This is a genomic window from Marisediminitalea lipolytica (assembly GCF_001758465.1).
Taxonomy (GTDB): domain Bacteria; phylum Pseudomonadota; class Gammaproteobacteria; order Enterobacterales; family Alteromonadaceae; genus Alteromonas; species Alteromonas lipolytica.
In genome coordinates this window covers 639144-664105 of sequence record NZ_MJIC01000015.1, presented here as the reverse complement: position 1 = coordinate 664105, position 24962 = coordinate 639144, and the positions used below count along the sequence as shown (strand labels likewise).

The following is a 24962-nucleotide window of genomic DNA, read 5'->3' as shown; positions in this document are numbered from 1 at the left end:
TACAACAGGGACACCTACTATGACACTGAATGATATCGACATTTTTAAACAAGCCTGCCTCGTTAACGGAGAGTGGGTGACGACATCGGACAGTCTGGATGTCACCAACCCGGCGACAGGTGAAGTTATTGCAAGTATCCCGCAACTGGATGCTGACGCGGTAAATCAGGCCGTTGATGCGGCCAACGAAGCATTTAAAAGCTGGCGTAAAAAGACCCCGTCAGAACGCGGCGAACTAGTGCGTAAATGGTATGACCTAATGGTGGAGAATACCGATAAACTGGCCACCATTATGACCACTGAACAAGGCAAACCGCTGGCCGAAGCCAAAGGCGAAATCGCCTATGCGGCCAGCTATGTAAAATGGTTTGCCGAAGAAGCCATGCGTATTAATGGCGAGATTTTGCCAGCCGCCACAGCGGATACCCACATTCGCGTGTCCCGCGATCCGGTTGGCGTTTGCGCCGCTATCACGCCGTGGAATTTCCCGGCGGCTATGATCACCCGCAAAGTTGCGCCAGCTTTAGCGGCAGGCTGCACCATCATTGTTAAGCCAGCAAGCCAAACACCACTTACTGCTTTAGCTTTAGGTGAACTGGCTATTCAGGCAGGCATCCCTAAAGGCGTGATACAAGTGATTACCGGTAAAGCCAGCGTGATTGGTGATACCCTGTGCGCCAACAGTACTGTGCGTAAGCTCACATTTACCGGCTCTACTGAGATTGGCTCACAGCTGATGGCCAAATGTGCCCCGGATGTGAAAAAGCTGTCGCTGGAATTAGGCGGCAACGCACCGCTTATCGTGTTTGACGATGCTGACATCGACCTCGCCGTTGAAGGCGTAATGAAAGCCAAGTTCCGTAACGCTGGGCAAACCTGCATCTCGCCTAACCGTGTCTATGTTCACAAGGCAGTTCAGGAAGAGTTCCAAAGCAAGCTGGTAGCAAAAGTTGAAGCCCTCAAGGTAGGTAACGGACTGGAAGACGGCATCGAAATTGGTCCGCTGATTGACACTGCGGGTGCCGATAAGGTAGCAGAGCACGTTGACAACGCCATCAGCAATGGCGCAACGTTGCTAACCGGCGGCAAACGCCTGGATAAGGGTGATAACTGGTATGCTCCAACGGTATTAACCAATGTTCCTTCAACAGCGCAATGTGCCAAAGAAGAAACTTTCGGTCCATTAGTGCCGATTATTGCTTTTGATACCGAAGAAGAAGTGATTGAGTATGCCAATGACACACCATTTGGACTGGCTGCGTATTTCTTTACCGATAACCTGCACCGCGCACAGCGTGTAGTTGACGCCATTGAGTCAGGCATGGTGGGCATCAATACCGGCGCTATTTCTGCTGCCAACGCTCCGTTTGGTGGCGTGAAAGCAAGCGGCATCGGTCGCGAAGGCGCCCACGCTGGTATCGAAGAATACCTGGAAATGAAATACCAGTGTTATGCGATAAAACAAGCCTAAGCTTTTTTATCGTCCCGGAAAGTTCGAAGAACTTATCCGGGACCTCCATAACAGTCTGACCGACTAAATTCAGGCCTAAGCCTGTTTAATTGTCCCGGAAAGTTCGAAGGACTTATCCGGGACCTCCATAACAGTCTGACTGACCAAAAAATTCCCCGTCGTCCCGGAATTGCATCGCAATATTCGGGACCTCCATAACTCCCTGATTACCTAAATACATCCCGGATATCCCGGAAAGTCTGAAGGACTTATCCGGGAACTTTGTAACTCCTGATTATGCAAATACCAAGCTTTAGAACATATACCTATAACATGATTTATAGTATCCCGACCAGTTTCGGCAGTTTCTTTAAGGTGTACTATATAGTTAATTTATAGTTTAAATCAGACGCTTCATCGCCGGTCATACCGCGGAAGCCCCACTGGTAAGCCTCCTGTTCTTTGATGGTAATCTCGATATCAACAGGTGCGATAGCTAAATGGGCGCTAATATCAGCAAATAAGGCTTTGATTAATGCCTTTTGAGTCTCGGGCTTACGGCCTTTCATCATGTTAATTTCTATTACTGTGTAAGCATCAGATCTGCCATCTGGGTAATAAAAATTTTGCTTTGCCAAGGGCACAAAGCGATGGGCTCTCTTGTCCTCGGGCATCCCCAAAACTGATTGCATACATGCATGAATCACATCAGATAGCTGCCCTTTGATAGGGTTAAGATGTGTATCTATTCCATAGATGACGATCACAGGCCTCTCCTTTTGCGATACCACCTTAAGTTTAAACGCTCACAATAACACGCGCAGCGACCACGATTCAAAATTCGCTGTGTTATCTTTGTGTGTTTACAACGCTGGGGTCAGCGCTCTGGTCTATCGCTATGCAGATAACGTAGATCTGATCTTATGGCCGACCTGGGCGTAGCAATTAATATCACAATCAATTGCTGTGAGACGTCGCTGACAGCAACAAAAAAGGTATTAATTGTATGGCCAATACCCGTATTGAATCAGATAGCATGGGCGAACTTGAAGTCCCCTCTGATGCTCTGTATGGAGCTCAAACACAGCGCGCTATCAACAATTTCTCCGTTAGTGGTCAGCAAATGCCAGGGGCATTTATTCATGCTTTGCTAAGGGTTAAAAAAGCGGCTGCGACCGCCAATGCCAACCTGGGCAAACTAGAGAAACACATCGCTGATGCGATTATCTCGGCATGTGATTCCCTGCTTGCCGATAGCAAATTAATGCAGCATTTTCCGGTAGACGTATACCAAACGGGCTCAGGCACCAGCACCAACATGAATGCCAACGAAGTTATTGCAAATGTGGCCAGCCGGGATTCAGCTTGTGACATTCATCCCAACGATCATGTCAATTTCGGGCAAAGCAGCAACGATATCATTCCAACCACCATTCATGTCAGTGCTGCGATTGCCCTGGAGAAAAAACTATTACCAGCACTTGTACATCTGACAGACACCATTGGTGAGAAGGCCGAATCGGTCAGTAAATTCTGTAAAACCGGTCGCACTCACCTGATGGATGCCATGCCAGTACGAATGGACCAAAGTTTATCTGGCTGGCAAGCACAAATTATACAACAAACTAACACGTTAGAAGGCTTGCAGCCGGCACTTCAAACTCTTGCTCTAGGCGGCACGGCGGTAGGCACCGGCATCAATGCAGACCCGGCCTTCGCAGATGAGTTTAACAAGGTATTATCAAACCAGCTAGGCATTAGCTTTCATCCCGGCGCTAACTTTTTTGCCCTCATCGCATCCCAGGATACAGCGGTTACCTTATCTGGTGCACTAAAGTCGGTAGCGGTGAGTCTGATGAAAATCGCTAATGATCTGCGCTGGATGAATTCCGGCCCACTTGCCGGTCTTGGGGAAATTGCACTACCGGAATTACAGCCAGGCTCGTCCATTATGCCGGGTAAAGTTAACCCGGTTATTCCAGAAGCCGTAGCTATGGCTGCGGCACAGGTAATCGGCAACGACACTGCGATCACAGTTGGAGGTCAGTCAGGTAATTTTGAATTAAATGTGATGCTACCGCTTATCGCCCACAACTTACTAAGCAGTTTGCATTTACTGACTAACAGTGCGCAGTTGTTAGCCGACAAAGCCATAAGGGGGTTCAGTGTAAATCAGGAAAACCTGCAAAAGGCCCTACACAAAAATCCTATTCTGGTAACCGCTCTCAATCCGGTAATTGGCTATAGCAAGGCAGCTGAAATCGCTAAGCGGGCATATAAAGAACAGCGTCCCGTGATTGATGTAGCAGAGGAGATGACACAGTTAAGCCGGGAAGAACTGCAAGAGTTACTCGACCCGATTAAGCTAACCCGCTAGGCGAAAGAATAAATGTAGTTCGTCGAATTTGCTCAGGCTCAATTGCAACGACATATGGACAAGTACTTATCTTTAAGCTGCAGATTTTCTGCGCCCACTGTAACCAGTCCTTGATTAAAGTAGGTTTATCACTCTATCAGACACAGTTAGCAACACTCTCAGTCATGCATTTTAACTAAACTCGTATATGATAATTGTGAAACCCTACACAAGGAGAAGCGTTATGCGTTGTCACGAAATAGACTATGAAATTCTGGGTAGTTCCATGCAAATGGTGGAGGTGGAACTGGATCCTAACGAAACCGTGATTGCTGAAGCCGGTGCCATGAACTACATGGAAGAAGGCATTAGTTTTGAAGCCAGAATGGGCGATGGTTCGGAGGTGAATCAAAGCTTTATGGGCAAGCTGTTTTCGGCGGGCAAACGCGTTATCAGCGGCGAATCCTTGTTTATGACGCATTTCACTAACGAAGGTTATGGCAAACGACGGGTGGCTTTTGCAGCACCATTTCCGGGCTCAATTATCCCGCTGGATATGGCTAAACTGGGTCAGCAGGTCATCTGCCAAAAGGACTCATTTTTGTGCGCGGCCCTCGGCACCAAGGTCGACATTACCTTTAACCGCCGGATTGGCAGCGGCTTTTTTGGTGGCGAAGGCTTTATTCTGGAAAAACTCCAGGGTGACGGCATGGCCTTTGTGCATGCCGGCGGTACCGTTATCGAGAAGGAGCTGAAAGGCGAAACCTTACGCCTGGATACCGGCTGTCTGGTCGCATTTTGTGGTGACATCGACTACGGCATCGAAATGGTTCGAGGTCTCAAGAGTATGTTCTTCGGTGGCGAAGGGTTATTTATGGCTACCTTACGCGGGCACGGCAAAGTGTGGATCCAAAGCCTGCCATTCTCCCGCCTGGCTGACAGGGTGCTACAAAACGCGCCTGCAGTGGGCGGCAAACGTCAGGGCGAAGGCTCCATCCTGGGCGGTATTGGCGACCTTATCGACGGCGATTAATATCAAGGTGTTTGCTCTCTTCACAAACTCCACACTGTCTTCCTGACAGACACCAACCTGCCCACACCCGGGAACGTCAGACTTTTTATATAGGTTTCCGGGTGTCTTTGTTTAGTTGGTCAGCAGCGCTGTATCAACAAATCACGCGGGCAAACGGGCGTATACAGCAGGATAACTTCCCTGACTACGAAATGGTGCGCCTGGCCAGCGCGCCAGCCATACACGTTGAGTTTCTGCATACCGATGCGCCGTTGGGTGGTTTAGGAGAACCCGGCGTTCCGCCCATCGCACCGGCAGTAGCCAATGCGGTGTTTGCTTTATCAGGCCAACGCCTGCGTGAACTGCCGCTTAAGCTAAGTGAAACGCAGGCATAAAAAAACCACCTTCCCGTAAGGAAAGGTGGTAAACGGACACACTTAGAAAAGCGGTAGTGGATTGCTTAGCGGCAACCTAAGCAAGCCAGGGAGAAATTAGCCTTTCGCTATTTCATCAATGGTGCTGTTGAAGGACTCTTTGGTTTCACCAATCTGTGCTTCTTCAGCTTCTTTGCGGGCAAGGTAGAACAGGCGGGCCATAAAGCCCTGACGCCATGCTTCACGTTCTTCCAGCGCCGCATCATCCAGCTCCAGCGCATCAATGCCAGCAGCCAGGTCGATACCATGTTGTTTGGCAACGCGTTCCTGTGCGTCCATACGGTCACGCATCACGTTAAGTTCGCTGGCCAGTACCATTACCATCGACATCAGCTGATCAGTGCCGGCATCTTCGTAAAACTTAGGGCGTTTGCCTTTCGCGTTATGATTTAAAGAAACAGACATTATGCAACCTCCTGCTTAACTAATGGTTTCTGTGCGATCAGCACTTCCCAGCCACCGCCTGGCGCAAATTCACCGGCAGTAAACTCACGGTCAGCAACCGCTTCTTTCGACTCATCGCTGTAACCTTTAGAGCCTTCAGTAGTTTCCATAATCGCCATTGGTGCAGTATCAAAACGTACAGCATCACGCGGGAAGCCAGCGTCTTCAGCAAGCTTGATTTGATCAAGGTCGCGCATGGCGCCCCAGAACGGCTCGTTGTTGTACCAGGTTTCGTTATCCAGAATGAACTGAGTGAACGGATCCATTAAATCAAACGGCGGTAAGTCAGCGTGGATCATCAGGCCACCCGGGGCCAGTACGCGCTCACTTTCCTTAAAAATTTTCGGCATGGCTTTACCGCTGGTTTCGTGCAGCAGAATGTGGCTTACCACTAAGTCAAAATAGCCATCTTCGAAGGTAGTTTCTTCGGCGTTCATCTGCGCAAAGTTCACTTCTTTACCCAGTGCTACACCGCGAGCATGTGCATAGCGCACGCAACCGCCGCCCACATCGATACCCCAGATTTCAGCATCAGGGAAGGCTTCTTTATAAGGCAGGGTAGAGTGCCCCACAGTACAGCCCATATCCAGAATGCGGCGGGGTTTAAAATCAGGGTTATTGCGTTTTAAGTAGTTACATACCGAGCGACCCATATCGTCGTTGTCAGGGCCGGTGTAACCCATGGTGTAAAGGTACACACCACGGTCGTAAATCACGCCTGCTGACACATCGTCTTCGGTGACTTCGGTGCAGTAACCACCCGGCATACAGTGAATATCAATGGCGCTGACATACTTAGGCGGCACAAAACCTTCAGGGATTACCAGTTTGGTATCGGTTTTCGCCGACAGCGCTTTGGCTTTTTCAATCATTTCAGGTAGCTGGCGCTCTACGCACATTACAGTGGATTCCCACAGCAGTTCCTGGGCGATACGGTTGGTAGAAGCGTACAGCTGAAAATAGCTGTTTTTTACCATCGCTTTGCGGATGTCCTGGCGGTTTTGCGGCTCATGGCCATTTTCACGCTTAAACTTTGGTACCACGCGCTTTTGATAAATGGGTTCCAGTCCCGGTAGCGTCGAGTGCTGGATAAAGCCTCTTAAGCTTTTTGCGAATTCCTGTCGCGAGGCCTCGTCGTGCGTGGTCTCTGGCAACATCTCATGATGCCCTTGTTGAAAACAGTTAAGCATGTCACACCTCAATATTTAATTTATGGTGATTGAACACTGTTACCGGATTACTGCACGGTAACGGCTGAATACCGATTCACTATAAAAATCCGTACCGTCTCACGCATTGACAATTGTCATGGCAGGAACCTTTCATCCCGATAGGCTAAATCAGGAAAATTACCGTGCTCATCCGGGTGCGGCTAACGCAGCGGTGACCACCTGCACTGGCACACCAGACAGGGGCACCAGGCCACGGCTAACACGAAGCAAGCAGTGCAATGCAGCTTTATGGAACAGCCTCAACCATCCTGGATTTGGCAAAATTGAGGGGAATGAATTATGAGTTATCGTCTTGGCGTTGATGTCGGCGGAACCTTTACTGACCTGTTGTTGATTAACGAAGAAAATGGTCAAACTTTTACGGCGAAAGTACCTTCTACGCCGCACGACTCTTCAGAAGGTGTATTAAACGGTATCGCGCGAATTTGTGAAGAATCAGGCGTTGATCCCACCCAGATTCACCGCGTGATGCACGGTACTACCGTAGCCACCAACGCGGTACTTACCGGTAAAGGCGCTAAAGTAGGTTTGGTAACCACCAAGGGTTATGAGCACACCCTGCAGGTAGCCCGTTCATTCTGCCCCGGCGGTTTAGGCGGCTGGGTAAGCTATGTGAAAAACCCGCTGTTAGCCCCACTGGAACTGACCATTGGCGCGATTGAACGGATGGATGCTCAGGGCAATGTGGTTACCGAACTCAACGAAGGCGCACTGCGTGCAGAGCTGGAAAAACTATACGCCAAAGGCGAAGTTGAAGCGCTGACCATCTGCTTTATTAACGCTTATGTGAATGATGCGCACGAGAAGCAAGCGAAGAAGATTGCCCAGGAAGTGTTTGGCGATATCGCTATTTCACTGTCGAGCGAAGTGGTTCCTGAAATGCAGGAATACGAGCGTACCGAAACTACCGTAGTTAACTCTTATGTTCGTCCGGAAGTGGCTAAGTATGTTAACAACCTGCAAAACGCCTTAAAAGATCGCATGGGCGAAAATGTGCAGCTGTCTATCCTGCGTTCAGACGGTGGTCTGGCGTCAGGCCGTGCTTCTGCCGAATCACCGGTTAACCTGCTGATGTCTGGTCCTGCAGGTGGTGTAACGGGTGCGATTTACTTCTGTAGCCGCGCCGGTTACGACGACATTCTGACCTTCGATATGGGCGGTACCTCTACCGACGTAGCGCTGATTCAGGGCTCTAAAGCCAAGGTTCGCCGCGAAACTATCGTGGGTGACGTACGCGTACGTGCGCCATCGGTAGACGTACGTACCGTAGGTGCCGGTGGTGGTTCAATTGCCTTTGTACCAGAACTCACCAAAGCACTGCGTGTTGGCCCTGAGTCTGCCGGTGCCGTACCCGGCCCTGCGGCATACATGAAAGGCGGCGTTGAGCCAACAGTATGTGACGCTAACGTGGTACTGGGCTACCTGCCTTCAGATGTACAACTCGGTGGCGCTATGGCCATCAACCGTGATGCAGCCGTAACTGCGGTACAAAAAGTGGCAGACGCCATGGGTATCGACATCATGGAAGCAGCCGAAGGGATCATCAAAATTGCCAACGAAGCCATGTTTGGTGCGCTGCGTCTGGTATCGGTTGAACAAGGTTACGACCCGCGTGATTTCGCGCTGGTTGGTTTTGGTGGTGCAGGCCCGCTGCATGCTAACGCACTGGGTATTCTGACCGAAGCCTGGCCGGTAATTGTTCCACCGGGCCCGGGCGTACTCTGTGCCTATGGTGATGCCACTACCGAAGTACAGGACGAAGCGGCCCGTACCTACCTGACGCTGGCACAAAACACCACGTCAGAAGCCTTACTGGCTGACCTTACCGAGTTACGCGCTAAAGCGTCTGAGTCGTTGATTGCTGATGGTCTGGCGCCAGAGTCACTGGAAGTCACCTATCAGGCCGACCTGCGTTACACCGGTCAGGCCTTTGAAATCTCCGTGGACTTCACCGAAGCCGACCTTGAGGAAAAAGGTCTGGCTGTGCTGACCGATTACTTCGATCAGGAGCACGAAAAACTGTTCACCTTTAAGCTGGGCGACGGTCACGAAATTCTGATGATCCGCGCTGTTGTTAAAGCTAAAGGCGGCGACATTGCCGAGCGCAAACTGGGCGAAGATAGCCTGACCCTGGCCGACTGTAAAGTGCAGGATACCCGTTTCTTCTATGACGGCGCATGGCATGAAGGCGCGATTTATAACCGTAGCAAACTACACCCGGCTATTGTGGTACCAGGCCCGGCTATTGTTAGCGAAATGGACTCAACCACCGTGGTACTGCCTGGCTATCAGGCCAATATCGACCACGTGGGCAACCTGTTAATCAATCCAGTGAAGTAATCGGGGGAATATCATGACTGCACAGATTATCCAAACCAACTCAACCCCGCTACAACGCGTGGATGTAGACGGTGTAACCGTAGATATTATTGAAAACGCACTGCGTAATGCCCGAGAAGAAATGGACGCGGTGCTGTTTCGTACTGCCATGTCACCGGGTATTCGTGAACAGGGCGACTGCTTCCCGCTGATCGCCGACCGTCACGGTAAAATGGTGGTGGGCCAGATGGGCTCATTCATTACCGGTTTTACCAACGCTTACGAAGGCACGCTGGAAGAAGGTGACATCATCCTCACCAACGACCCGTACATGTGTAACGCGGCGATTTCGCACTTAAACGACTGGCTGGTACTGGTACCGGTATTTAAAGACGGTCGCCACATTGCGTGGTCTGCCATGTTTGGTCATATGTCGGATAACGGCGGTATGGTGCCGGGTTCAATGCCTATTCAGGCCTCCACCATCTTCCAGGAAGGTGTGCGTATTCCACCGGTAAAACTGTACAAAAAAGGCGTGCTGCAAGAAGAAGTATTAGAGCTGATTCTGCACAACGTACGTACCCCGCAATGGAACCGCTTCGACTTAAACGCGCTGGTAGCAGCCTGTAAAACAGCGGCTAAGCGTTGTAACGAACTGGCCGAGCGCTTTGGTGATGACGTGTTCGACTCAACCATGGAAATCATGCTTGAGCGTAACAAAATGGCCATGGCCGAAATCATCAAGATGTTTATCCCGGAAGAGCCGCGCGAATTTGCCGACTACATCTGTGACGACGGTAAAGGCATGGGCCCTTACAAGATTAACTGTAAGATGTGGCGTGAAGGTGAGAAAGTCATTTTTGATTTTGACGGCACCGATCCACAGGCGCAAAGCTCAATCAACTTCTACCTGAACGAAGAAATGTTCAAGATGTTCTTCGGCTCGTTCACCATTAACGTGGTAGACCCGCAAATCATCTTTAACGACGGTTTCTACGACTTAGTTGACGTACGTATTCCGGAAGGCACACTGCTTAAGCCTAAATACCCTGCGGCGCTTTCAGGCCGTACTCACGCCCTTGGCCGTATCTTCGATATCCTGGGCGCACTGTTAGGTATGGGCGCACCAGAGCAGCTGCTGAATGCCGCCGGTTTCTCTGACTCACCGCACTTGTTCTACTCGGGCTACGACGACAAAGGCGAATGGTTCCAGCTGTTCCAGATTGGCTTTGGTGGTATCCCTGGTCGTCCGGTTGGCGACGGTCCGGATGGTCACTCACTGTGGCCGGGCTTTACCAACGTGCCTAACGAGTTTATCGAGTCGTATTTCCCAATGCGTATCGAAACCTATGAAGTTATCCCAGATTCAGGCGGCGCGGGCTTACACCGTGGTGGTCACGGCCTGAGCGTAGCCTATCGCTTCTTATGTGATGGCCAGATCGCGATCCACGATGACCGCTGGTTAGTCTACCCATGGGGCGTTAACGGTGGTGAGCCGGGCATGCGTTCTACCAAACGTATGGTTCGCGCCGACGGCAGCGAAGAATGGTTACCGTCTAAGTGTGAAGACATCAAGGTTAAAGCTGGTGACCTGCTGTACTTCAACACCTGGGGTGGTGGCGGCTGGGGCGACCCGTACAAGCGCGATCCACAACTGGTATTAACCGACTTTAATCGTGGACTGGTCACTCTTGAAGGCGCGAAAGCCTACGGTGTGGTTATCGAAAACGGTGCCGTTAACGAAGCTGCAACCACTGAGCTGCGTGCAACCCTGAGCGAACAGCGCGGCGAAGTCAGTCTGTTCAATCGCGGTGGCACCATCGAAGAGATTAAAGCCAAATGCCTGGAAGAAACCCATATTCCGGCTCCGGTTACACCAACGTTCCAGAACGTTAAATAATAAGTCGCCAGGCAGACTGGCGACTCTGACAAAACCCCGGCCCCGGCGTCTGGCCTGGCATCAGGCTGGCTCCAACCCGGGGTTTTGCGTTTTTTACCCTACGCCCCAAAAAGATGGAGTCCGTATGACATCACCAAGAACACTGTACGACAAACTCTGGGACCGACGCTGCGTTAAACAAAACGAAGACGGTACATCACTGATTTATATCGACCGCCACATTGTGCATGAAGTCTCCTCGGCACAGGCCTTTGAAGGCTTAAAAGCGGCCGGGCGCAAGCCCTGGCGCACCAGCGCCATTATTGCCACGCCGGATCACAACGTGCCCACCACCGAGCGCGAAAAAGGCATTGATGGCATTACCGATGATACCTCACGCATTCAGGTTAAAACCCTGGATGATAACTGTAATGCCTTCGAGGTGCCGCAGTTTGCACTAAAAGATAAACGTCAGGGCATTGTACATGTTATCGCACCGGAACAAGGGCTGACCCTACCCGGTATGACAGTGGTTTGTGGTGATTCCCATACAGCGACCCATGGTGCCTTTGCGGCCCTTGGTGTAGGCATTGGTACTTCAGAAGTTGAACACGTCCTGGCCACCCAGTGCTTAATTCAGCGTAAAGCGAAAAACCTGCGCATTGATGTTTCAGGCCAGCTTGGCCGTGGTGTTACCGCTAAAGACGTGGTGCTGTACATCATTAGTCAAATCGGCACCGCAGCAGGTACCGGTTGTACTATCGAATTTACCGGTGATGCCATTTACAGCCTGTCGATGGAAGGGCGTATGACCTTGTGCAACATGGCTATTGAAGCCGGTGCCAGAGCGGGTCTTGTCGCCTATGACGCCACCACCGAAGCCTATGTTAAAGACCGCCCACTGGCGCCCAAAGGGGCAGACTGGGATAAAGCTGTTGCAATGTGGCGTAAGCTCAAAAGTGACGACGGCGCCAAATTTGATATCGATTATTTCTTTAAGGCCGAAGATATTCGCCCGCAGGTAAGCTGGGGAACGTCACCGGAGATGGTGGTGGCGGTAGATGCCACTGTACCTACCGTGGCAAGCCTACCGGAAAACAAATCCGCCGATTATCAAAAAGCTATGCAGTACATGGGCCTGGAGCCTGGCCAGCCTATTACCAGTATCCAGCTGGACCGCGTGTTTGTAGGCTCATGCACCAACTCGCGTATTGAAGATATTCGTGCTGTGGCAGAGGTTGTAAAAGGCAAACATATCGCCCCAACCATTAAACAGGCCCTGGTGGTGCCCGGCTCGGGTTTGGTTAAACAGCAGGCCGAAGATGAAGGGCTGGATAAAGTCATCACTGCCGCCGGGTTTGAATGGCGCTCACCGGGCTGTTCTATGTGTCTGGCCATGAATGCGGATCGCTTGTACGAAGGCGAGCACTGCGCCTCTACCTCTAACCGTAACTTTGAAAGCCGTCAGGGCAGTGGCGGGCGCACGCATTTAGTTAGCCCGGCTATGGCTGCAGCCGCCGCCATTAACGGTCACTTTGTGGATATTTCTAAGGAGGCTGCACTATGAAGCCGTTTACGCAACACACCGGACAGGTGTATCCCTTTGACCGCGCCAACATCGATACTGATGCCATTTTGCCCAAGCAGTACTTAAAGTCTATTCGCAAGTTTGGTTACGGCGACTGGCTGTTTGACGATTTGCGCTATCTTGATGGTGGCGATGTCACCACCCCGGTTAGCGAACGTCGTAAAAATCCGGATTTTTTACTTAATCATGCCGATTATGCCGCCAGCAGCGTATTACTGGCACGGGATAACTTTGGCTGTGGTTCCAGCCGGGAACACGCTGTATGGGCGCTACGCGATTATGGTTTTGCCGTAGTACTGGCCCCCAGTTTTGCTGACATTTTTTACAATAACTGTTTTAAAAACGGTTTATTGCCCATTGCTTTACCAAACGAAACTATCGACGAACTGTTTGCGATGAGCCAATCCGAGAAACTCTTTGTTACGGTGGATCTGCAAACCCAGTCTATCTTTACCGAAACGCACCAGTGGCATTTTGACATCGATGAATCGAGACGGCAAAACCTCCTGGAAGGTTTAGATGAAATCTCGGTCACCCTGAAAGATGCAGATACCATCCATGCCTTTGAAGATAAGCTAAAGCAAGCCGAACCCTGGGTGTTTCAAAATATCCTCTGATACGACAAAGCCCGACTGACAGCGGTAAGTCGGGCTTTTTTCTATACCTGTTTAAGCTATACTACTGCAGCTCTGTTGCGTGTACTGCCAGCTTTTCTTTTTCACGTCAGAGCCCGGCCATTCTTCGCCTGCCCTAACCAGCAAACGCCGACACACTTTGCAGCAATAGTATAATATATATGTCATTTCTTTTACCGTAGAATATATCCAAACAGTGATAAACCAACGCGGTTTTTGACAATTATCATATTGCAAATAAGCTATCAGTGATTTGATGATTTCGTAGCAAAATCTTAGTGAAGCACTTTCACTTTATCTCATAGTTGCGCGCCGTATGCGTAAACAGGTAATAAAATGAATCAAGCCAATTCCAGTCGTACTATTAAGCTTAGTCTTATCGCGTCTTTGGTTGCCAGCACATGTCAGCCACTTTTAGCACAGCAAACCACCGCTAACGAAGATCAGTTAGTTATCGAAAAAATCGAAGTGACCGCGCGAAAGCGTTCTGAAAACTTGCAGGAAGTCCCCGTAGCGGTATCTGCGCTCACCAGTGGTGACATTGAAAAACAAGGCATCGTAGCCGTCATGGACATTGCCGACAACACGCCGGGTCTGGTGGTAAGTAATAACTTTTCCGGTAAAACAGACCGTTCTGTGCAGAGTTTTACCCTGCGTGGATTCTCGCCAAGTAGTGGCGCAGAAGCTACTACATCCGTGTTTATCGACGGTGTTCCGGTTTCATCAACCACTGCGGTTTCATCTATTGGTTCACCCGAGCGTATCGAAGTGCTGCGCGGCCCGCAAAGCGCTTACTTTGGCCGTAATACCTTTGCCGGCGCCATTAACGTAGTCAATAAAACGCCCAATCAGGAATGGGCCGGTTCAGTTACCGCTACGGCGGGCAACTATGGCTATACCCGGTTGCGCGGTGATGTGGAAGGCACGCTAATCGACGATAAGCTGTCTTTCCGTTTATCCGGCGAAACCTACGAAAAAGACGGTTTCTGGGATAACCACTACCAGGACGGTGGTCGTCTGGGCGATCAAAAGACCACCATGACTAACCTGTTTGTTCAGGCCAATCCTACTGATAATCTTACGCTGAAAGCCTTTGGTTTTTATTCCAAGGACGAAGATGGTCCGGCCGCGTCAGCGTTTATTTCGGCTGTGGACATTCTTGATTACGCGACCTTTGATGTCGCCGTTCAGGGTCAGTCAAACTGCGTTATTAACGGCAACCCTTATTTTTGCAGCATCCCGACTAAAGCCGATCCGCTGTCTTATAACACCAAAGCTTCGCCCGAACTGAAAGCGTTAATGGCTAACCCGGATGGACGGGTTGCCGATACCGGCTTACTGAACGATTACGGTATGGGGCGCGAGTTCTACCATGCTCACTTTATTGCCGACTGGGACATTACTGATGACGTGACTCTGTCATCTTTAACCGGCATGAATAACGAAGAATGGGTACTGCTAAACGATATTGCACATTATGGTAACGAATACTTCCAGTATCCGTTTTTGGTTGATCGTAAAAACGAAGATGTTTCCCAGGAGTTTCGTGTAAGTTACGCCGGTGACGGCCCGCTTACCGGTTCCTTTGGCGTAAGCTATCTGGATGCCAAACGTAATGGCAGCCAGACCACCGCGATTTCTTTTTATCCGGTACCACAGCGCGTTTCTCAAACCGGCGAGTCCAAAGCAAAAACGCTGGGGGTGTTCTTTGGTTTGAGTTACGAGCTTAACGACAAAACCACCCTGAGTGTGGAAGGCCGCTATCAGCAAGACGAAATCAGCGCCATTAGTGCCGAAGGTGTACTGCTGGCAAAAGAAAAATTCAGCAACTTTTTACCGCGTCTGATCCTCGACTATAAAGTCAACGATGAGTTAATGGTATTTGGTACCATTTCTAAAGGCGTGAACCCTTCTGCCTTTAATACCAACTTACTGGCAGTTGAGGACTATGTGCGCGAAGCCGCAGAAGCGGCCGGCGTAGCCCTGACCGTTGACCCGGAAGAGGTTAACAACTACGAAATCGGCATGAAAGGCAGCCTGATGGGCGGTGCGATGAACTACTCGCTGGGTGCCTATTACGCTCAATGGAACAAGCAAATTAACCGTATCAATCTGGTCATCAACGACCCACAGAACCCAACTGCCGCCACCAGCTATACCGGTGTTGCCAATGCTGGTGATGTGGATTTATGGGGGCTGGAGTTAGAAACTCACTGGATGCTTACCGCCAACCTGCGCCTGAACGCGTCGGCAGCCTACATTGGCTCTGAAATTAATCAGCACAGCAATGCGGCACTCAGCGCATTGTCGGGTGTGACGGATTTTAGTGGTAAGGAACAACCGGGTACCTCCAAATACTCAGGTAATCTGGGACTGGAATATTCCGGCACCATCGCCAACGAGTACGACTACTTTGTCCGCGGCGATTATGTGTATAAGTCCGGCCAATGGGTTAACCAGGCTAATTTCTTAAAAACCGAAGATATTCATAAAGTTAATCTGCGTGCAGGACTTTACATTGGCGACCTGGAGTTGCAAGCTTATGTCAAAAACGTATTTGATAACGATGAATACATGACAGGTTATGATTATTATGCCTTTGATGCCTCCTTTGCCTATTTCTCAACAAATTCAGGAATAGTCATGGCGATGCAGGAACCCCGCACCGTTGGTATCCAGGCAAAATATTCGTTTTACTAATTAAAATAATGACTCATCTGCAGGAACAGCTAATGGCTGGGCCTGTCCCCTACACCCGCTAATCAAACCGGCTTGTCCGGTTTGATTTCTTTTAATCCAATAAAGCAATTGCAGGTAGTATGAAGAATCTAAAACACTGGATGATATCCGGCGCCCTGGTCACGCTTGGCGGCTGTATGCAAACACAAGCCCCCGCCCAATTTAAAGACCTCAACAATAACGGCAAACTTGATGGCTACGAAAATACCAGCCTGAGTAGTGAAGAAAGAGCGGCTGATCTACTGGCTCGCCTTACCACCGAGCAAAAAATTAAGCTGGTTAACGGTACCGGCATGTCCATGTCTGGTAATGGCTCACAAAAGGTTGCCGGAGCAGCGGGCTCTACGTATTCGTTAGCGGAATTTGGCATTCCTGAAGTTGTTTTATCAGACGGCCCGGCGGGCGTGCGGATAAAGCCAACTCGCGAGAATGACGACAACACCTACTACGCTACCGCATTTCCTATTGCTACTGCCATTGCCTCAAGCTGGAACACCGAACTGGCAGAACAGGTAGGTGAAGCCATGGGTAACGAAGTAAAAGAATACGGCATTGACGTATTCCTGGCACCAGCGCTGAATATTCAGCTTAACCCTCGCGGTGGCCGTAACTTTGAGTATTATTCTGAAGATCCGCTGATCGGTGGCTTAATGGCAGCCTCGGTAGTCAACGGCGTCGAAAGTCAGGGCGTGGGCGCTACCATCAAACACTTTGTGGCCAACCAGGTGGAAACCAGCCGTATGGTGCTCAACGCCGAAGTCGGCGAGCAAGCCATGCGCGAAATTTACCTCAAAGGGTTTGAAATTGCAGTGAAGCAAAGCCAACCCTGGGCCGTTATGAGCTCCTACAACAAATTAAACGGTACTTATACTTCACAAAGTAAAGCGCTGCTTACCGATATCCTACGCGATGAGTGGGGCTTTGAAGGGATTGTCATGACCGACTGGTTTGCCGGTGATGACTCAGCGGCACAAATGGCCGCCGGTAATGACCTGATTATGCCTGGCACACCAGCCAACCAGAGTCAGATTGCCGCCGCACTGGAAAACGGTACGCTAACAGAGGCTGAGCTTGACCGTAACCTGACCCGCATTTTAGCCATGATTTTCAAATCACCGGCAATGCAGGGTTACGACTATTCAGACCAGCCTGATTTATCCGCTCATGCCCAGGTTGCCCGCCAGGCAGCGGCTGAAGGTGTGGTGCTACTTAAAAACAACGCCTCAGCTTTACCGCTTAAAGGCGTTAAGCGCATTGCCACTTTTGGTAATACGTCTTATGACTTTATTGCGGGCGGCACCGGCAGTGGTGACGTAAACGAAGCCTACACCGTGTCTCTGGTTCAGGCGCTGGGCGAGAACGGTTTTGAAATTAACCAACAGCTGCAACAAACTTACGAAGCCTACGCGGTCGAAGAAAAAGCCAAACAGCCAGAGAAGAAAAGCTTCTTCCAGTTTATTCCGCCCATTGCTGAAATGGCTGTAAGCGCAGAATATGCCCGCGAACTCGCCGCCGAGGAAGACATTGCACTGATTACCCTGGGACGTAACTCAGGCGAGTTTCAGGATCGCCACATCGAAGGCGATTTTAACCTCACTGGCACCGAACAGGCCTTAATCGAGACGGTGTCTACCGCGTTTCATGCAGCCGGTAAAAAAGTGGTAGTGATCCTCAATATCGGTAACACCATCGAAACCGCCAGCTGGAAAGACAAAGTCGATGCTATCGTGCTGCCATGGCAGGGCGGACAAGAAGCAGGGAATGCCGTAGTGGATGTACTCACCGGCTCGGTTAACCCGTCAGGTCATCTGGCAGTAACCTTCCCGGTGTCTTATGCACAGATCCCTTCTGCCGAAACCTTCCCAGGCAAGGTTGTAGACCCGGAAGTTATTCCTAACCCTTACCTGAATGCGCTGCCTAACGGCCAGAAATCGGTGATTGAGTACATCGAAGGCATTTACGTAGGTTACCGCTTCTTTGACAGCTTCAGTCAGGATGTGTCATTCCCGTTTGGTTTTGGCTTGTCCTATGCCAGTTTTGATCGCACCGACGCCACGTTAACCACCACCGAAGAGGGTTATCAGGTGTCAGTCACCGTGACCAATACCAGCAAGGTCGCCGGTAAGGATGTTGTGCAACTTTATGTAAGTGCACCACAGGGCAAACTGCAAAAGGCCGCTCAAACCTTACAAGGGTTTGCAAAAACCAAACTGTTAGCCCCGGGTGAGAGCCAGACTCTCAACCTAAGCCTGACCGCCGAACAGCTGGCCTCTTTTGACGAACGCCGCCATCAGTGGATTGCAGAAGCCGGTGATTATCAGATCACGCTGGCCAAATCATCCCGCGAGCCTTTCTGGAGTGACGTGATTAAGCTTACTTCCGAACAGACTTTATCGGCACAGTTAACGCCGCTGCCAACCAGTCAGCCGGTTAACGCTTTACAACGATAACGTTGATCTTTTGCCCCGGATAACATCGGTGTATCCGGGGTACTTCCTCTGCCCTGCCTTAATCTCGTTTATCGCTCCCCGTTTTAATTGATTAATGTCATGTCTTATGACCACGCCTGCCGGTAATAATCGTTTATTATCCAGTCAATTCAGGTTCAATACATATGAACAGACGACACTTTTTAAAAGCCAGTGCTCTTGCTACTTCGTTGTACAGTGGCCTGTCTCTGGCCAGCGATACCCCGGCGAAAAAAACCAAACCAGTATTTGTGCTGGTGCATGGCAGTTTTCAGGGCGGCTGGGCCTGGCAGGATGTGAAAGCCATATTGCAGGCCCGAGGCTACTGCGTGTATACGCCAACCTGCACCGGCTGTGGTGAACGGGTTCATCTGAGTCAGCCTGACGTGGGTCTTAACACGCATATTGATGACATTGCCAATGTCATCAAATTTGAAGAACTCGATAATATCATTTTGGCTGGCCATTCCTATTCTGGCTTAACCATTACCGGCGTTGCCGACCGCTACCGGGATAAAATAAAACATCTGGTTTATTTTGACGCCTTAATTCCAAGAGAGGGCGTCATGTCCGGGGTGATGCGCGATCCGGTTACCGGCGAACTGCCCGCTTCCTGGCTCAAATACGCCGAAAAGTTTGAAGACGGTTACAAAATGAATTTTTGGGCCAGCTACCCGGCAAAAATGCTGGTACCAGAATCAGAAACCGAGATTATCGCTCGCTTAAAGCGGCTGATTACCACCCACCCGGTACGCCAATGGACCGATGTTCTCACGCTGGAAAACGGCGGCTGGCAGGGTTTACCGCGCAGCTACATTCATTGTGTGGGTCAGACCTACCACAAAAGCAGCGAGCGTATGGTGGCACCAGCCAGAGAGCCCGGCTGGAACTTCCTCGAAATGAATATTCCGCGCAATGGCATGATGACCCACCCCAAACTGCTGGCCGATACCTTTGAGCAAATCGCGTTAAGCTAGCGATTAATGACAATTGTCACATTAAAGTTGTGACACATGATAATTATCGCCAAGCGTGATGCGCTGCATACTGAGCTCCATACAAGGGAGACTCATTATGCAAGCACATCAAGATTTACTGGTAAACGTTAGCCATCTGACCAAAAAATTTGGTCAGCAGATGGCACTGGATGATATCAGTCTGAGCATCCGCGCGAATGAAGTCGTTGCCCTGTTAGGCGAAAACGGCGCGGGAAAAACCACCACCATAAGCCATCTGCTTGGCCAGCTTGAGGCCGATAGTGGTTCTGTGCGGTTACTGGGCCATCCTGCCGGGCATTGGGCCGCTAAACAGCAAATGGGGGTGATGCTACAAGGCGCAGCGCTGCCCGACAATGTAACGGTAATAGAACAGCTACGCCTGTTCGCCAGTTACTATCCTGACAGCCAGTCCCTTGAGCAAGTCCTCAATACGGCTCTGCTGACTGATCTGACACAACGTAAAATACAAACCCTGTCGGGCGGGCAAAAGCAGCGCCTGTTGTTTGCTATGGCCATTATTGGCACCCCTCGTTTAGTTATTCTGGACGAACCCACCGTAGGACTGGATGCCACCGCGCGTCGTGAGTTCTGGGCCTGTATCCGGGCACTGGCTGCACAAGGCACAGCGGTATTGCTAACCACCCATTATCTGGAAGAAGCCGATGCGCTTGCCGATAGCATCGTGGTACTGGCCAAAGGCCGCGTAGTCGCCGAAGGGATCCCTGCCCAAATCAAAGCACAGTTAGGCGGCAAACGTGTGTGCTTTCGCAGCACCGCCACTCCCACTGACCTTAAGACAGTCCTTCCCCATTGCTCGGCCAGCCGTCGTGGTGACTACCTGGAGTTTTACACCACCACACCGGAAGCCCATTTAAAGCAGCTGTTTGCCGCCAACCTGGTTATCCAGGATCTCACCGTCAGTGGCATTTCGCTGGAAGATGCGTTTTTACAGCTTACTCAGCAAGCAGGCGTAGTTAGCCCTTTCCCCCTGCAACAGGAGAAAACAGCATGAATATCTCACAACCTGCTCCATTAAGTTTGGCTCGGCGCTGGACGATTTTGCAGCTGGAAACCAAAACCGAACTTGTTAAAACGTTTCGTACTCCGGCTTTTGTTATACCCGCATTACTGTTTCCGGTTATGTTTTACGTGTTTTTCGGCTTGCTGTTTAATGCCATAGGCGGGCATCCGGGCAATGCGGCAAAATACATGATGGCCACCTATGCGGTGTTTGGTGGCATTGGCCCGGCCCTGTTTTCCTTTGGCGCAGATGTCGCGTCGGATAAAGATAAAGGGATATTAAGTTTAAAGCTGGTTAGCCCGATGCCGGTGAGCAGTTATTTTGCCGCCCGCATTTTTACCGCCATGCTGTTTGCCTTAATCATTATTATGAGTCTGTTTACTCTGGGGGCCGTATTTGGCGAAGTGACCATGACCCACCAGCAATGGTTTTTAACCCTGGTCACCGTGTTATCAGGAACCCTTCCCTTTTGTGCTATGGGGCTCTTTATCGGCTTGTCGGTGTCGGCTAAGGCAGCACCTGCCATAGTGAATATTGTGTACCTGCCCATGGCGTTTTTATCCGGCCTGTGGGTGCCTATTCATTTATTTCCGGCCTCGCTTGAAATGCTGGCCAATGTGTTTCCGGCCTACCATCTTGCTCAGCTAACACTGGCAATCCAGGGTAACGATTCTGGTGCCCCCTGGTATTTGCACGTAGCAGCGCTTGTTGCCTATACCCTGATATTTCTGGGGTTATCAGTAAAACAATTCAAACGTGTCGATAATCGACATTAAGCAAGGACTCAGCCATGCGATTTTCACTTATTATTATTGTTTGCCTGGCGCTGATTAGTGCTTTTATCAGCCTGCTGCCAACACCGGAAGTAACACCACAGCAAGGGAGTGTTACCTCAGCGACAACACAACTGCCAGAGAGCGGCAGCTATCGCCTGACTAACGTTACTGTGTTCGACGGCGAAAGCTGGCATGAAAACACAGAGTTAAGTATTCACGAGGGCAGAATCATCAGCCCCGGTTCGCTTAGCCAGGAAGAAACGCTGCTTGTTGTGGATGGTAAGGGAGGCTACGTTATCCCGGGTTTAATCGATACTCACACTCATTCCTGGAATAACGCCCTGCAGCAATCCTTGCAATACGGGGTAACCACAACGCTGGATATGTTTACCGACAGCCGTTTTTTCCTGTCGAAAAAGCAGCAACGAAATACGCTCTCACCGCAGCAGGAAGCCGATCTGTTTTCTGCTGGCGTCCTGGTTACCAGCAAAGGAGGCCACGGCACCGAATATGGTATTCCAATCCCCACCATTGCAACACCACAAGAAGCGCCTGAATTTGTTGCCGCCAGACTGGCTGAAGGGTCGGACTATATCAAAATTGTTTATGACGCCTCGGCCAGCCATGCCGACCACAAAGGCCGCTTTACCTCCATTGATTACGAGACTTTGCAGGCAGTAGTTACCGCGGCTCATGAACAACGCGTACTGGCTGTTGTGCATGTAATGGATTTAACTTCCGCTGAAGATGCCGCTAAAGCCGGTGCAGATGGGCTGGTACATACTTTTGGTGGTAAAATCGCCAGTGACGAATTGATCAAACTGATGCAAGAACAGCATATATTTGTTATTCCCACCTTATCGATTCTGGCCTCTATTGCCGGTGAAGGCCGTGGCCAGGCGTTAATTGAAAACTCACCGTTCAGTGAATTTATGGCCCCCGGCGCAAAGCACGCTATTGCTACGGATGTGGCAGCTAAGCGGCTCCCCGAAAATTACTTTGCCAATGCACAGGAAAATACCCGCCTTATGCATAAAGCGGGTATTCGTATACTGGCTGGTACCGACGCCCCTAATCAAGGCACCACTCATGGTATAAGTCTGCATGACGAACTGGTTATGCTGGTCGACAGCGGCTTAACCCCAACAGAAGCACTCCAAGCGGCCACCTATTTACCTTATGCTATTTTTCCCATTGGCGAGCGTGGTCATTTGAAAGTGGGAGCGCGGGCCGACTATCTGGTACTGAACAGTGATCCCAGAGAAGACATCAGACATACCCAGCAGATTCGCTGGGTTGTAAAGAATGGCAGCAAAGTACCGGCCTTTTTTGAATTACGAAAAACGTCAGCTGCCACGTCTGAATCAGGTTTGGTCAGCCAGTTTGATAGCGGCCTTACACCGCAACTGGGTAACCAGTTTGTGGTATCCACCGACCAGATGATGCGAGGTAATTCCACTGCAACCATCGAACACATAGCAAAAGGCTGTCACAACAACGGCGCGCTACGGGTACAAGGCACCATTGGCAAGCAATTTCCCTACCCATGGTCCGGCACCTTCCTGATGTTCTCTGATTCTATCGACACCGGCTATAACCTGAGCAATTTCAAACGTATTGTATTTGACATACAAGGCACGCAAGGTCAGTTTAGATTAATGGTTTTAAACCCGCAGACAATGCAGCCCAGTGAAGTAAGCTTTGCCGTGGACAAGCAGTGTAAACAGGTATCCATAGCCCTTAAAGATATCACCGGCGTTGACTGGCAAAATGTCTCCGGGATAGGTTGGGTCGCGGGTGCCACCACACCTGAATTTGAATTTGAACTCGACAATATTTATTTTGAGTAATCATGACGAATAAAACTAATAGCCTGGCCACCTCAATCCATCGCCGCTTATTGCCTCCAGCGCTTGAGCTCGGCGGCATGCCTTATCTCTGGCTGGTGTATCTGGGCTTTTTTGCTATTCATTATTTCCTTTACGATCCGCCCGTCTGGCACATAGGGTTGGGTATCCTCGGCACTGTGGCTTTTTTGGTTTGTTATTTCAGGGCGTACTGGACAACAGGAGCCGCAACATTAATTTATATCATCGCCATTTGTGCTATCGGAACCGGCCTGTCCTGGGTTAATCCGGGCGCTGGCGTGTTCTTTATTTATGCCAGTGCCTTTGCCAGCCTGGTAGGCCCGCCCAGATACAGCATAGCTATTGTTGCCTCTATCCTGCTGTATATCGTTGCCCTGAGCTGGCTGCGTGATTTATCGGCGTACTTTTATGCCCCGGCGTTAATTTTCTCTCTCATCATTGGCACCGCCAACATTTTCCAGCGGGAGATAGATAAAAAGAACGCCGCCTTAAAACTGTCTCAGGAGGAAGTAAAACGACTCGCTACAGTGGCCGAACGCGAGCGCATCGCCCGTGATTTACACGATCTCATAGGTCACTCCTTTGCCATGCTAACGATGAAAGCCCAACTGGCACAAAAGCTGTTTGATCACGATACCGACAAAGCCCGTCAGGAAATCGCCGAGCTGGAGCAAATCAGCCGTAGCGCCCTGGCCGATGTGCGCGAGGCCGTTACCGGTTACCGGCAAAAGGATTTAAATGCTGAACTGGCTAACGCCAAAACCCTGCTAAATTCCGTAGATGTTGCCTTCAGTTACACGATTCCGGATACCCGCTTGCCCAATACTGTCGACATCACCTTTGGCTTTATTGTGCGTGAAGCGGTAACCAATTTGATGAAGCATTCTGATGCCAACAGCTGTCAGATTGAGTTAACCGCAGCTAAGAACAAACTCATGCTGACCATTGCTGACAATGGTAATGCCACGCATGCACCGGAAGGCAACGGACTGAAAGGTATGCGGGAGCGTATTTCGCAGCTAAACGGTGAGATCAGGTTTAATCACAATCACGGATTTTCTATCATGGCAGAGGTGCCACTATGACCAGCCCGATTAAAATTTTACTGGCCGAGGATCAGGGCTTACTGCTGGGCGCGCTCTGTGCGTTACTGGATCTGGAGCCAGACATGCAGGTAGTTGGCAAGGCCAGTGACGGTAAGCAAGCGCTACAAATGGCTAGGGAACTGCGCCCGGATATCCTGTTAACCGATATCGAAATGCCGGTAATGACCGGTATCGAATTAGCCCGGCACATTCAGCAGTCGGACCTATGCTGTAAAGTGATAATTCTGACCACTTTTGCCCGTTCCGGCTATCTGCGCCGCGCCATGGATGCCGGGGTGAAAGGCTATTTGTTAAAAGATGCGCCCAGTGATGAGTTAGCCAATGCTATTCGCAGAGTGATGCAGGGGCGCAAAATGATAGCCCCAGAGCTCATTGTTGATGCCTGGGAAGAAGCCGACCCGCTTAGTGATAAGGAGCGAAGAGCTCTTAAACTGGCTGCCGACGGCCAGCAAACTGAACAAATCGCCAGGGCCATGCACCTGTCGCCGGGTACAGTACGTAATTATCTTTCCAGCGCATCCAGTAAACTTAATGCCAGTAACCGCATAGAAGCCGCCCGGATAGCCCGACAGAAGGGATGGCTGTAGTTGAAACGATCAACAACCTGTTGGCATTTGCTTATCCTGAACACATGAAT

The 24962-nt window shown here is 50.4% G+C and carries 19 protein-coding genes; 16 read left to right on the top strand and 3 right to left on the bottom strand.

The features are described from left to right. Nucleotides 1-19 precede the first annotated feature (19 nt). A complete protein-coding gene (locus BFC17_RS17445) occupies nucleotides 20-1471 on the top strand; it encodes an NAD-dependent succinate-semialdehyde dehydrogenase (RefSeq protein ID WP_070177757.1) in 1452 nt (483 codons plus the stop codon). Nucleotides 1472-1830: 359 nt separating this feature from the next. On the opposite strand, the gene BFC17_RS17440 is transcribed toward BFC17_RS17445, so the two are convergent. Next, nucleotides 1831-2217 (bottom strand): tautomerase family protein, encoded by a 387-nt coding sequence (locus tag BFC17_RS17440; RefSeq protein WP_070177756.1) that lies wholly within the window; start codon nucleotides 2215-2217, stop codon nucleotides 1831-1833. A 239-nt stretch (nucleotides 2218-2456) separates the two neighbouring features. Here BFC17_RS17440 and BFC17_RS17435 point away from each other — a divergent pair, with 239 nt between their 5' ends. From BFC17_RS17435 to BFC17_RS17425, 3 genes are all read left to right on the top strand, one after another. After that, nucleotides 2457-3827, top strand: a complete 1371-nt coding sequence (locus tag BFC17_RS17435; RefSeq protein ID WP_070177755.1) for a class II fumarate hydratase — start codon at nucleotides 2457-2459, stop codon at nucleotides 3825-3827. 223 nt (nucleotides 3828-4050) lie between these two features. Next, entirely contained in the window at nucleotides 4051-4839 is a 789-nt protein-coding gene (locus BFC17_RS17430) for a TIGR00266 family protein (RefSeq protein ID WP_070177754.1), read from the top strand. A 101-nt stretch (nucleotides 4840-4940) separates the two neighbouring features. Then, complete coding sequence (locus tag BFC17_RS17425; protein WP_070177753.1) at nucleotides 4941-5213, top strand: xanthine dehydrogenase family protein molybdopterin-binding subunit; 273 nt, start codon at nucleotides 4941-4943, stop codon at nucleotides 5211-5213. A 96-nt stretch (nucleotides 5214-5309) separates the two neighbouring features. Here the strand turns inward: BFC17_RS17425 and BFC17_RS17420 are convergent, their stop codons facing one another. Continuing rightward, nucleotides 5310-5657, bottom strand: coding sequence for a hypothetical protein (locus BFC17_RS17420; RefSeq protein WP_070177752.1), 348 nt, complete (start codon nucleotides 5655-5657; stop codon nucleotides 5310-5312). After that, nucleotides 5657-6886: a class I SAM-dependent methyltransferase gene (locus BFC17_RS17415; RefSeq protein ID WP_070177751.1), complete on the bottom strand. Its 1230-nt coding sequence runs from the start codon at nucleotides 6884-6886 to the stop codon at nucleotides 5657-5659. Before BFC17_RS17415 ends, BFC17_RS17420 begins: the two co-directional genes overlap by 1 nt. A 321-nt stretch (nucleotides 6887-7207) precedes the next feature. Between BFC17_RS17415 and BFC17_RS17410 the strand changes: the two genes are divergently transcribed. From BFC17_RS17410 to BFC17_RS17355, 12 genes are all read left to right on the top strand, one after another. Then, complete coding sequence (locus BFC17_RS17410) at nucleotides 7208-9268, top strand: hydantoinase/oxoprolinase family protein (protein WP_070177750.1); 2061 nt, start codon at nucleotides 7208-7210, stop codon at nucleotides 9266-9268. 13 nt (nucleotides 9269-9281) lie between these two features. Continuing rightward, nucleotides 9282-11147, top strand: coding sequence for a hydantoinase B/oxoprolinase family protein (locus BFC17_RS17405; RefSeq protein WP_070177749.1), 1866 nt, complete (start codon nucleotides 9282-9284; stop codon nucleotides 11145-11147). 124 nt (nucleotides 11148-11271) lie between these two features. Continuing rightward, entirely contained in the window at nucleotides 11272-12693 is a 1422-nt protein-coding gene (gene leuC, locus BFC17_RS17400; RefSeq protein ID WP_070177748.1) for a 3-isopropylmalate dehydratase large subunit, read from the top strand. Next, nucleotides 12690-13331: a 3-isopropylmalate dehydratase small subunit gene (gene leuD, locus BFC17_RS17395; RefSeq protein ID WP_070177747.1), complete on the top strand. Its 642-nt coding sequence runs from the start codon at nucleotides 12690-12692 to the stop codon at nucleotides 13329-13331. Before leuC ends, leuD begins: the two co-directional genes overlap by 4 nt. A gap of 354 nt (nucleotides 13332-13685) precedes the next feature. Beyond that, nucleotides 13686-16049, top strand: coding sequence for a TonB-dependent receptor (locus tag BFC17_RS17390; RefSeq protein ID WP_070177746.1), 2364 nt, complete (start codon nucleotides 13686-13688; stop codon nucleotides 16047-16049). A 119-nt stretch (nucleotides 16050-16168) separates the two neighbouring features. Continuing rightward, a complete protein-coding gene (locus BFC17_RS17385) occupies nucleotides 16169-18538 on the top strand; it encodes a beta-glucosidase (protein ID WP_083271802.1) in 2370 nt (789 codons plus the stop codon). 164 nt (nucleotides 18539-18702) lie between these two features. Continuing rightward, complete coding sequence (locus tag BFC17_RS17380; RefSeq protein ID WP_070177745.1) at nucleotides 18703-19533, top strand: alpha/beta fold hydrolase; 831 nt, start codon at nucleotides 18703-18705, stop codon at nucleotides 19531-19533. A 97-nt stretch (nucleotides 19534-19630) separates the two neighbouring features. Then, on the top strand, nucleotides 19631-20566 hold the full coding sequence (locus BFC17_RS17375; RefSeq protein ID WP_070177744.1) for an ABC transporter ATP-binding protein: 936 nt from the start codon (nucleotides 19631-19633) through the stop codon (nucleotides 20564-20566). After that, nucleotides 20563-21351: an ABC transporter permease gene (locus tag BFC17_RS17370; RefSeq protein WP_070177743.1), complete on the top strand. Its 789-nt coding sequence runs from the start codon at nucleotides 20563-20565 to the stop codon at nucleotides 21349-21351. The genes BFC17_RS17375 and BFC17_RS17370 overlap by 4 nt, the downstream gene beginning before the upstream one ends. Nucleotides 21352-21365: 14 nt before the next feature. Next, nucleotides 21366-23201 carry an amidohydrolase family protein gene (locus BFC17_RS17365; protein ID WP_070177742.1) on the top strand — a complete coding sequence of 612 codons (1836 nt, stop codon included), beginning with the start codon at nucleotides 21366-21368 and terminating at the stop codon, nucleotides 23199-23201. Nucleotides 23202-23203: 2 nt separating this feature from the next. Next, complete coding sequence (locus BFC17_RS17360) at nucleotides 23204-24304, top strand: sensor histidine kinase (protein WP_070177741.1); 1101 nt, start codon at nucleotides 23204-23206, stop codon at nucleotides 24302-24304. Continuing rightward, entirely contained in the window at nucleotides 24301-24912 is a 612-nt protein-coding gene (locus BFC17_RS17355; protein WP_070177740.1) for a response regulator transcription factor, read from the top strand. The genes BFC17_RS17360 and BFC17_RS17355 overlap by 4 nt, the downstream gene beginning before the upstream one ends. Nucleotides 24913-24962 lie beyond the last annotated feature (50 nt).